Source organism: Sneathia sanguinegens, from assembly GCF_001517935.1.
GTDB classification, from domain to species: Bacteria; Fusobacteriota; Fusobacteriia; order Fusobacteriales; family Leptotrichiaceae; genus Sneathia; species Sneathia sanguinegens.
The window spans coordinates 77,050-88,000 of sequence record NZ_LOQF01000006.1 but is presented as its reverse complement, the minus strand read 5'-3'; the positions used below and the strand labels follow the sequence as shown (position 1 = coordinate 88,000).

13 protein-coding genes are annotated in these 10,951 nt (G+C 25.4%); 8 read left to right on the top strand and 5 right to left on the bottom strand.

Annotation, left to right across the window (positions count from 1 at the left end):
* Positions 1-486: 486 nt before the first annotated feature.
* Complete coding sequence (locus tag AWT65_RS03920; RefSeq protein ID WP_066729574.1) at positions 487-708, top strand: helix-turn-helix domain-containing protein; 222 nt, start codon at positions 487-489, stop codon at positions 706-708.
* Positions 705-1,565, top strand: coding sequence for a hypothetical protein (locus tag AWT65_RS03915; protein WP_066729572.1), 861 nt, complete (start codon positions 705-707; stop codon positions 1,563-1,565). Before AWT65_RS03920 ends, AWT65_RS03915 begins: the two co-directional genes overlap by 4 nt.
* 7 nt (positions 1,566-1,572) lie before the next feature.
* Here AWT65_RS03915 and AWT65_RS03910 read toward each other — a convergent pair whose 3' ends face one another.
* The 4 genes from AWT65_RS03910 to AWT65_RS03895 form a co-directional block, all read right to left on the bottom strand.
* A complete protein-coding gene (locus AWT65_RS03910) occupies positions 1,573-2,640 on the bottom strand; it encodes a DNA cytosine methyltransferase (protein ID WP_066729570.1) in 1,068 nt (355 codons plus the stop codon).
* Between the two features lie 249 nt (positions 2,641-2,889).
* The gene (locus AWT65_RS03905) at positions 2,890-3,138 is read right to left on the bottom strand and encodes a transposase (protein ID WP_083497816.1); all 249 of its coding nucleotides are present in this window, start codon (positions 3,136-3,138) and stop codon (positions 2,890-2,892) included.
* 6 nt (positions 3,139-3,144) lie between these two features.
* Positions 3,145-3,357 (bottom strand): hypothetical protein, encoded by a 213-nt coding sequence (locus tag AWT65_RS03900; RefSeq protein WP_066729566.1) that lies wholly within the window; start codon positions 3,355-3,357, stop codon positions 3,145-3,147.
* A 433-nt stretch (positions 3,358-3,790) separates the two neighbouring features.
* Positions 3,791-5,536, bottom strand: coding sequence for a hypothetical protein (locus AWT65_RS03895; protein ID WP_066729564.1), 1,746 nt, complete (start codon positions 5,534-5,536; stop codon positions 3,791-3,793).
* Positions 5,537-5,810: 274 nt separating this feature from the next.
* On the opposite strand from AWT65_RS03895, the gene tpiA reads away from it, so the two are divergent.
* The 6 genes from tpiA to AWT65_RS03865 all read left to right on the top strand — a co-directional run bounded on the left by tpiA (position 5,811) and on the right by AWT65_RS03865 (position 10,218).
* Positions 5,811-6,563 (top strand): triose-phosphate isomerase, encoded by a 753-nt coding sequence (tpiA, locus tag AWT65_RS03890; RefSeq protein ID WP_066729562.1) that lies wholly within the window; start codon positions 5,811-5,813, stop codon positions 6,561-6,563.
* 9 nt (positions 6,564-6,572) lie between these two features.
* Entirely contained in the window at positions 6,573-6,773 is a 201-nt protein-coding gene (locus tag AWT65_RS03885) for a preprotein translocase subunit SecG (protein ID WP_066729560.1), read from the top strand.
* Positions 6,774-6,797: 24 nt separating this feature from the next.
* Entirely contained in the window at positions 6,798-7,079 is a 282-nt protein-coding gene (locus AWT65_RS03880; protein WP_066729557.1) for an HU family DNA-binding protein, read from the top strand.
* A gap of 117 nt (positions 7,080-7,196) precedes the next feature.
* On the top strand, positions 7,197-8,996 hold the full coding sequence (gene lepA / locus AWT65_RS03875) for a translation elongation factor 4 (protein WP_066729555.1): 1,800 nt from the start codon (positions 7,197-7,199) through the stop codon (positions 8,994-8,996).
* A gap of 15 nt (positions 8,997-9,011) precedes the next feature.
* Positions 9,012-9,614: a 3'-5' exonuclease gene (locus AWT65_RS03870; RefSeq protein ID WP_066729554.1), complete on the top strand. Its 603-nt coding sequence runs from the start codon at positions 9,012-9,014 to the stop codon at positions 9,612-9,614.
* Between the two features lies 1 nt (position 9,615).
* Positions 9,616-10,218: a trimeric intracellular cation channel family protein gene (locus AWT65_RS03865; protein ID WP_066729551.1), complete on the top strand. Its 603-nt coding sequence runs from the start codon at positions 9,616-9,618 to the stop codon at positions 10,216-10,218.
* Positions 10,219-10,230: 12 nt separating this feature from the next.
* Here the strand turns inward: AWT65_RS03865 and AWT65_RS03860 are convergent, their stop codons facing one another.
* Positions 10,231-10,851: a bifunctional 2-keto-4-hydroxyglutarate aldolase/2-keto-3-deoxy-6-phosphogluconate aldolase gene (locus AWT65_RS03860; protein WP_066729550.1), complete on the bottom strand. Its 621-nt coding sequence runs from the start codon at positions 10,849-10,851 to the stop codon at positions 10,231-10,233.
* Positions 10,852-10,951 lie beyond the last annotated feature (100 nt).

The following is a 10,951-nucleotide window of genomic DNA, read 5'->3' as shown; positions in this document are numbered from 1 at the left end:
TTTTTATTTTTTTTTATTTTTTTGTTGCATAAAAATAAATAAAAAAATAAAATCTCCCAAAAATTTGAGAGATTTTATTAGCGTAAGCTAAACAAAGTAAAAAAATCGTTAAATTTTAGTCACTTTGCAACAGCTCCCTTTATTTTTTTATTGTTTCCTCGAGAATCTTTTCAATAAAAACTTACTTTTCAATTTTCTCTTTCAACTAATTTAAAACTTGCTATAAAAATTACTTAAATAATTATAGCTATTTTTATTTAAAAAAATATATTTTTAGATAAAATTGGGGCCAAGGGGTCTCCCTTGCATGTTAAATGTCAAGGTTAAAATGGGTCGTACATTTCCTTGCATTATAACATGCTATAATACTTTATTTTTGTTATAATCTCTTTTTATTTTAATTTCAATATAATATTTTAAATGATAACTATCAGTATGTGGAACTTTCAGTATTTTTAGGATAATATTTAAAAAGGAGGATTAACAATGGATATATTAAATGTTTACGGGAAAAATTTAAAAAAATTTCGTACAAAAAAAAATATATCACAAGAAGAATTAGCATTACTTTGTGATTTAAACCGAAATTTTATTGGATTAATTGAAAGAGGTAAAAGAGGAATTTCATTGAAAAATATTGAAATCATTTCTAAAACTTTAGATATTGAAATTTACAAATTTTTTTTAGATGAGGAGAAAAATATATGAATGGAAAAAACAGATCAGAAGGTTGGAAATCTGCAAAATTACTTGGACATAAAAATGAAGAAATTATTTATGAAAAACTAAAAAATGATTTAAAATTTAGACAAAATTTATTTAATCGTTTAAATATTAAAGATAAATTTAAAGATGTATTTGAGTCTGGTTTAAATGAAAAAAGTATTTATAGTATTTTAGGAGATAAGATAAAAAAGAAAAGTGATATAACAATTATTTTAGAAAATGATAATTATTTAAACTTATCAATAAAAAAAAGCAAAAGTGGACAAGTACATTTTATAACAGTTGATAGGTTTATTGATGGATTTGAAATGCAATTTAAGAAAGTAATTCCTGAAAAAATTAAGAAGGCTATTCATTTATTTTGGGGGCTAGATTATGAAAATTATATCATTGAAGATATTATAATAGAATATGGAACTAATCCTCAATATGAGAATAGAAAACATCGTATTGTAGCAGAAACATTAGAATCTTATGATTCAAATTTAAATAATTCATTAATAAATTGGTTTAAAGAAAATATATATGAAATAACTCTATTCTGTTTTTCTATTGGATTAGTAAAAGAAAATAAATATTTTGCTGAATATGTTTGGTATACAAATTTTGTTGATGATGAAAATTTAGATATTATTTTTAATATAAAAGATATTGCAGAACTTTCAAAAAAATATAGCAATAAAATATATTATGGTAAAAAGAACGGAGGAAGTACAATTTCTCTTCCTTTCGGTTTTGTACAATGGCACCAAGGTAAAATTCAATTTCATCATAATTTAGAATCTATACAAGAATTATTTAAAAACGAGAGTGTCTTAAAAACTTATAAAAAATATTAGAAGAAAATTATTCTTCTAATATTTTTTCAATTTCTTCTACTAATTTTAATGATAATAACGGTGGAACAGCATTCCCTATTTCTAATTTTTTTAAACTTGAATTACCATAAAAGATATAACTATCTGGAAAACTTTGCAATCTTGCCCCTTCTCTTGTACTTAATGGTCTTGAATCTATCGGGTGAATACATCTTGAAGATGAAGGTGTTGAAAAATTCCTTGTTATTGTTGTCGAAGGTTTATTCCACCATAATTTAGCATATGTATTTCCATATCCACTTTTGGGTCTAATACTTTCTGGTAAATCATTTTTATCTTGTCCATCTTTTAATGTTTCCATAATTTTTATCATATTTTCATTATTTTTAGGAACTATATGTTCTGTAAGATTTTCTGTATCTCTTACAAATTTTAAAAATTCATTATCAATTTCTCCTATATATTTATTTGATGTTTGACCACTTTTTATTCTGTCTAAATCTCCTATTGCATTTTTTAGTGTTACATAAGGTTTTAAATTTTCTCCATGTGTCTTTTTGGGATATTTATAATTATTTTTTCCTTTAACCCCAACAATTATTATACGTTCCCTAGATTGTGGAACACCATAATCCATTGCATTTAAAATTTCATATTTAACATCATAATCTAATCTTTTAAATTCTAAAATAATTTCTTTTAATAAATTTCCACCTGACATACTAATTAATCCTTTTACATTTTCAAAAATAAATATTTTTGGATTTAAAATTCTTAATAATCTACAATATTCTTTAAATAATTGAGATCTATCATCTAATTCTCTTTTACCCAAAGTGGAATAACTTTGACAAGGTGGGCCACCAACTACTATATCTATTTTCCTATTATTTAATATTTCTAATAATTCTGATTCTTCTATATTTTTTATATCTTTATTTAAAACTTTTACATTCGGATGATTTAATTGATACCCATAAGCAATATCTTTTTCAATTTCATTTGCCATAATTATTTCAAATTTTTTATTCTTTGAAAATCCATAACTTAATCCTCCTATCCCTGCAAATAAATCTATTACATTGTATTTTTTCATTTTAAAATTTTCCCTCCTAATTTTACTGCCATATTTGATACCATTTTTTATCTTTTTTATGTTCTAATAATAATTGATATGTTTTATTTGTTTCAGACATTTGTTGCAATAAAGAATTGTATTTTATATTTTCATTTTTTAATGTTTCTTCTAATTTTTCTACAAACTTATCTTTTGAATTTATTTGTATATCTTTATTTTTTAATTCTAATTCTAATTTAAAAATAATATTTTTTAGCTCCGTTTTTTTTATACAAAAGTATATTTGTTAGCATATGCTTCTATTTTAGTACCATCAATGTATATATTTTCAGAAGTAATATTATTTTTTTCCATAATTATTTTAACTATTTCAGTGAAAATATCTTGAATAACAGGATTGCATTTAGCCATAAATCTACTAATAGTTGTATGATCAGTAGCAATATTATCATCAAGAAGATACATATATTTAATATTTTCTTTACATAAAGTTTCGATTTCTCTAGTAGATACAATTTTATTTTAAAAAGCGTAAATGATAACAGCTAAAAGATTTAATGGATGAACCTTTGTCTTGTGTTTAAATAAGTCGTAAAAGGAATTTAATTCTGCCTCCTCCAGAATATTTTTTAGTTCCACTACAGGATCATCATCACAAATATTATAGTGTATCATATTGAAAAGTTTTGGTTGATTTATTTTTGAATAAATTCTATAATTAGATGTTGTTTTCATAGATACATTATACCATAAAACCTTGATTTTTTCTAAGTTTTATTGGTATTTTGTATCTTTTTTTTATTAAAAAAAAGTGCCAAAAATGAACGAATCTTCTTTAGTTACTTTTTAGGTTTAACTTTTTGAGATCATTTCATAATTTTGACACTTTTTCTTTATTTATGACTATTACATTTTAAATTTGCAACAGCACCTTTTTTTACCATTCATAATTTACTATTAACTTAGTTTTTAAAATCATTTCTTTAAAATTTCTAGGACTGTACATAGTATAATTATTCCCTCTTGTTACATCGTGATATTTATTATAGTTAAATTTTATATTTGCTTTCAAATTTAAATTATTATTAAAGATATATTTAATATTTAAATATGGTATTACACGAATAATATTACCGTAAATATTTTTATCAGCTTCATTTATATTACCTTATACTTTATGTATACCTAATTTTGTAGCTTTTCTAATTTGAAATTCATTTGAAATATCAAAACCTAATTTGAAAGATAAATCATCAAAAAGAAATTCATTATTTATATCTAAACCTAAAGTAAATAGATTATAGTGATAATGTTTTCCCTGCTTTGTAAAAAATGCATCGAATTCGTGTTTGTACGAAGGAATTAGTGTTAAGCTCTTATATTTTTGTGTATAGAGTATTTTCATTTCATTATCTAAACTTTGATTTGACAAAATATAGTTATTATAATAATAAAATGAATTTTTAAAATCAAAATTTTTATATTTTACCCGAGTTTTATTTTTAAACTCAAAATCATTAATTTTAATTAAAGATTTCTTATATGCATTAGGCTTAGTAGCTTGTCCTTTTTCTTGAATAATGTATGGCATATTATTGTAAACATAAAATTTGTTGTAAAAATATGAGCTAGTATCTTCTTTTTGAACATAATACCAAGCATCATACATATCGCTAGGTGTTGTACCAAAATTATTAATATTTTCTATTGAAGGATTTTTTGTTTTTGAAAAAGAATATAGTTCGTGAGTAATGTCATATTCTTTTCCTAAAGTTGTAAAACCTAGATTAGAAATTAATTTAAAATCAGTTTCAAAAATTAAATTTTTAATCAAAAAATTAGTTTTTTTATAGGTATAATTTAATTTTGTTTCTATGTTATCAATTTTACGCTCATATTTTAATTTAGCATCTTTTAATGAATTAATTGTATAAGTGCCAGTATGAGTTATACCGAGATATATTTTTGATTGATCAATTTTTTCATGTTCATGATCTAAAATTTCCCAATATTTATGAAATCTTTTTTTCTCTGTATTATAATCATAAGTGAAATTTAAACTATTTTTAAAATTATGATAATCGTTTAAAACATTTGTTTGTAATTTATTATCAAGTTCAAGACCTATAGTTGTATTTTCATCTTTAGCATATCTAAAAGCAGTTTTAAAATCTATAAAATATGGAGTAAAACCATTTATTGTTGTTAATTTTGGATTTATAATTATAGACATTTTATCGTGATTAAAAAGTTTTGTATATGTTGTATCGGCTATTATACTATTTCTATATTTAAAATCATCTCCATTGTATGAAAGAGGCATATAGGTTAATTTTAATTTTGTAAATTTGTTTGGTAAATATTCAATTCCCATTTTAAATTGTATGTCTTCATCATTTGTAAAAATAGGACGAACATATTTTTTTGATATGGTAGCAAAAGTATCATGGTTATGCTCATGTTCATCATCATCATCGTGCTCGTGGTCTTCTGTAATATTGTAGTCATGTTCGTGTGGACCATGGTAATGATTATGAATAGTAGAATAAATATCATTTTTATATTTTGTTTCTTTATATTCTTCAACTTTTGACATATTGTCTACAAGATTAGTTAATTTACCTTCTTCAATTTTAGTTGTTGGTTTAGAATCAATTAGATAAAAAGTTTTATTGGCTTCTTTAATATTTTTTCTAGACCCCCTAAATTTAAAAAAGAAATTTAAATATTTGCCTTCTTTTGGTTTAGTGTAAATAGTAGCTTGAAAAGGAATGTAATTTATTGAAGTTAAGTTTTTATTTCCCATAAAGTTACTTTCTGTTTCAATTTTTGATTTTGCTTTTATTCTAATATTTTTTGAATATGACTGAATAGCTAAAGCAAGTAATAAAATAAAAATTAATTTTTTTTTCATGTTTCTCCTTTTTATATATAATGTGTTTTTGATTATAGCATGTTAAAATTTTGTATACTAGTTGATTAATATACATATTTTTAGGTTTAAAATGAATAAAATTAAATTTTAATTAATAATTATAAGAAAAAAAGGAAAAGAAAATATTTCAGTTATTTTTCAGTTGAAAAATATGTAAAAATGAAAAAAACATAAAAAGATGTTCATTATTCTTGCAAATGATAAAAAAATATGCTAGACTTAACCTAGTTAATAGTGATTTGGAGGCTTAATAATGAGAAAAATAATTATAGCAGGTAATTGGAAAATGAATAAAACTTGTACAGAAACAAGAGAATTTTTTGAAAGCTTACTACCAAAAATAGAAGGTTTATCAAGAAATGTGGTAGTTGGTGTTCCTTTTACATCTTTACAAGAAGCTGTTAAATTAACAAAAGGTAGCATAGTAAAAATTGCTGCTCAAAATATGAATCCTAATGAAAAGGGTGCATATACTGGTGAAGTATCACCATTAATGTTAAAAGATTTAGGAGTTGAATATGTAATACTTGGTCATTCTGAAAGAAGAGCATATTACCATGAAACTAATGAATTTATTAACGAAAAAGTTAAATCTGCTTTAAAACATGATCTTAGACCAATTTTATGTATTGGGGAAAAATTAGAAGATCGTGAAAATGGAACAACTACAGAAGTAGTTAAAGAACAATTAGTTGAAGGACTAAAAGGTGTTAGCAAAGAAGATATAACAAAGGTTGTAATTGCTTATGAACCTATCTGGGCAATTGGAACTGGTAAGACAGCTACTCCTGAAATAGCCCAAGAAGTTCATTCATTTATTAGAAATTTATTAACTAGCTTATATACAAAAGAACTAGCAGAAGAAGTAACAGTACAATATGGTGGATCAATGAAACCATCAAATGTAGTAGATCTTTTGAAGCAAAAAGATATAGATGGTGGTCTAATAGGTGGAGCAAGTCTTGAACCAGAATCTTTTGTTGAATTAATAAAAGCTGGTAAATAGGAGGAACTAATGAACGGATTATTTATAGCATTTATGGTGATTATATCAGTTGTATTAGTAGTTGTTATACTTATGCAACCAGATAAAAGTCAAACTGTTGCTAAAACTGAAAGTGTTTTAGATCAAGAAAAGGATGGTATTGAAAAATTTACTGAATATGTTGCGATACTTTTCTTGTGTTCAGCTGTTATTTATAGTGTCATTAGATAATATATAAATTAGGAGGATAATACAATGTCTAAGAAAGAATTTGTTGAAGCTTTTGCAGCTAGTACTGGTGAAAGCAAAAAGAGATCAGAAGAATTAGTTTCTGAATTTTTAAAATTAGTTGAAAAATGTTTAATCGAAGGAAATGATGTTCAATTCGTTGGTTGGGGAACATTTGCAACAAAGGCAAAGGCTGCTAGAAAGGGAAGAAACCCTAAAGATGGTACTGAAATTGAAATACCTGCAAAGACAGTTGTTAAATTTAAAGTAGGAAAGAAATTAGCAGATGCTGTAGCAGAAGCTAAGTAAAGAGAAAGTTAATGTGCCCTTTATCTATGTAAGGTTAGGGTGCATTTTTTTATTATCCTTCTAGTAATTAAAAGTTAGATTTGATATAATTAAAATAGAAAATTTAGGAGAGAATAAATGACAGATAAAAAATTTAAAAGGAATTTTTCTATAATAGCACATATTGATCATGGAAAATCTACAATAGCAGATAGACTTATGGAAAAGACACATACAGTTTCTCAAAGAGAAATGAAAGATCAGCTTTTAGATAGTATGGATTTAGAAAGAGAAAAAGGAATTACTATAAAGGCTCAAGCAGTTACCTTGAAATATGTTGCAAAAGATGGAAATGAATATGAACTTAATTTAATTGATACTCCAGGGCATGTTGACTTTATATATGAAGTATCAAGATCACTTGCAGCCTGTGATGGAGCAATATTAATAGTTGATGCTGCACAAGGTATAGAAGCACAGACTCTAGCAAATGTTTATTTGGCATTTGAAAATGATTTGGAAATTTTGCCAGTGATTAATAAGATAGACTTACCTTCAGCAGATGTAGCAAAGGTATCAAAAGAAATAGAAGATGTTATCGGTTTAGATACAAGTGATATAATATTAACATCAGCAAAAACAGGTCAGGGTATAGATGAATTATTAGAAAAAATTGTTACATATTTACCTGCACCAAAAGGGGAAGAAAGTAATCCTACAAAAGCTTTGATATTTGATTCACATTATGATGATTTTAGAGGTGTAATAACAAATATAAGAATAGTAGAAGGAAAAATAAAAAAAGGTGACAGAATAAAAGTAATGTCAACTAATAAAGAATTTGAAGTTTTAGAAATAGGTATATTTACACCAAAAATGAAAGAAGTTGAAGAATTAAGTGTTGGTTCTGTTGGTTATATAGTAACAGGAATAAAATCTATTAAAGATACACAGGTTGGGGATACAATAACTACTGTTGAAAATCCAGCAACTTATCCATTGGAAGGATATAGACCAGCACAAAGTATGGTATTTGCTGGAATTTATCCTATATCTACTGATGATTATAGTGATTTAAGAGAAGCGTTAGAAAAATTACAATTAAATGATGCCTCACTTTCATATCAAGCAGAAACTTCACTAGCCTTAGGGTTTGGGTTTAGATGTGGATTTTTAGGCTTATTACATATGGAAATAGTGGTTGAAAGATTAAGAAGAGAGTTTGAAATAGATTTAATTTCTACAGCACCTTCAGTTCAATATTATGTTACTGATGAAAATAATAAAACTAGATTAATAGATAATCCAGCTGAATTTCCAGTTGGAAGAAATAGAATAGAAGAACCATATATTAAGGGAACAGTAATAGTTCCAAAAGAATATGTAGGAAATGTTATGGAACTATGCCAAGAAAAAAGAGGAACTTTTAAAAATATGAATTATCTTGATGAAAATAGGGTTATGGTAGAATATGAATTACCTCTTGCAGAAATTGTAATTGATTTTTATGATAAATTAAAATCAAGAACTAAGGGTTATGCTTCCTTTGAATATGAACTTATAGGATATAGAGAATCTAATCTTGTAAAGGTGGATATATTAGTTTCAGGAGAAGCAATAGATGCTTTTTGTTTCATAGCACATTCAGATAATGCTTATACAAGAGGTAGGGCAATAGCTGAAAGATTAAAAGATGTTATACCTAGACAACAATTTGAAATACCTATACAAGCAGCCTTAGGTGGTAAAATAATAGCAAGAGAAACAATAAAGGCTCTTAGAAAAAATGTTTTAGCAAAGTGTTATGGTGGAGATATTACAAGAAAGAAAAAGCTTCTTGAAAAGCAAAAAGAAGGTAAAAAAAGAATGAAATCTATAGGTAATGTTGATATACCTCAAGAAGCATTTTTAGCAGTATTAAAGTTGGATAAAGACTGATATGAAGGTGAAGAAATGAATAAAAAATTAATATTTTTTGATGTTGAAACAAATGGGTTAAGAGGATCTTCTGTTTTATCAATGTCGGCAATGAAGGTAAGTATAAATTTAGAAACATTGGAAATGTTAAAGGTCGGAGAATTTAATAGATTTTATTATAGAAATAAAGGCGAAGAAATAAATGAAGGAGCTATAAGAGTTAATGGTTTAACTGATGAAGAAATAGGCATAAGAAGAAGCATGAGTTCTGAAGTATATCCTAAAACTTTTTTAGAAGATCTTCCATCTTTTGTTGAATTTTGTCAAGGTTGTGACCACTATATAGCTCATAATATTCGCTTTGATAGAGATTTTTTACCTTTTAAATTGAAATATCAATTTGACACTATGCTTGAAAATATAGATATAGTAAAAATTATGGGGCTTAATGGTTATAAATGGCCAAAATTAATAGAATGTGCAAATTATTATAAAGTTCCTCTAGAAGAAGAAAAATTACATAATAGTATGTATGATGTAGAAACTATGGCAAAGGTATTTTTTAGAATGAGAAAACATTCTATTGCAAAAAGTAGAATAAAGAGATTTATAGTAGATAATATTAGTACGAGGTTATAAAATGTTCATAGAAAATTTTACATATGTTGCAAACTTAATAGGTGTTATTGCCTTTGCAGCTTCAGGAGTTATAAAGGGTCTAAAACATAAACTTGATATTTTAGGAGTTGTTGTTTTAGCAGTTATGACGGCAGTTGGTGGAGGAATAATAAGGGATGTTTTGGTTAATAAGATACCAAATGTACTTATTCATACACAGGATATAGTTGTGGCAATAATTACAGCCATTTTATTATTTATTATTATGAAGAGATATAAGAAAAGTGGAAAATCATTTTATAAAGAATTACTCGTAATGGATGCAATAGGTTTAGCAATTTTTACTATTATAGGAGCAAAAATTGCAATTAATGCTGGCTTTTCTATTATAACTGTTGCAATATTTGCAACTATAACAGGAGTAGGTGGAGGAGTTATTAGAGATATATTTGTTGCAGAAATACCTATAATATTAAAAGAAGATATTTATGCTTTTTTATGTTTTTTTGGAGCAATTTTATATTACTATTTACCCAGAATTTTTATAAGTGATATTGTAGTTTTTGCAATAATTTTGATTGTAAGATTGATAATTATAAAATATAAAATTAATTTACCAAAATAAAAACTCAACTTTTTAAAGTTGAGCTTTTTTTATGTATTCTTTTGTAACTTCTTTAATTTTATCCCTACCTTGTTTTACTAAAGCACTTCCTATTCCTATAGCAAAGGCACCATTTTTTATCCATTCTTGGATATTTTCAATATTGACACCACCAGATGGCATCATATTTGCATAAGGTATAGGGCCGTGAACATCTTTAATAAAATTAGAACTTAATATTCCACCTGGAAAAATTTTAACAACATCTGCACCATTTTCTAAAGCATTAATTACTTCTGTCACACTACCACAACCTGGTAAATATGGAATAGAGTATCTATTACAAACTTTTGATATATTAGAGTCAAAATGTGGTGATACAACGAATTTTGCTCCATTTAAAATTGCAATTCTTGCAGTAATATCATCTAATACTGTACCTGCACCGATTATTACATTTGGATCATTAAGAAATTCTTTAGATAGCTTTTTTATAGCACTTTCTGCATACATTGTTGAAAAAGTAACTTCTATTGTTTTAATACCTCCAGCTATAATTTCTTTTGAAATATAGTACGCATCATCATCATCTGTACCACGAACTACAGCGACTAAAAAATTTTTTTTAATTTTTGATAAAATTTGTTCTTTCATAAAACACCCTTCTTTTATATGTTATATATTACATTATATAGTTTATCAAAAAAAAAATCTACTATATTGATTGATTTTTTAATGTATGGTAAAATTGAGT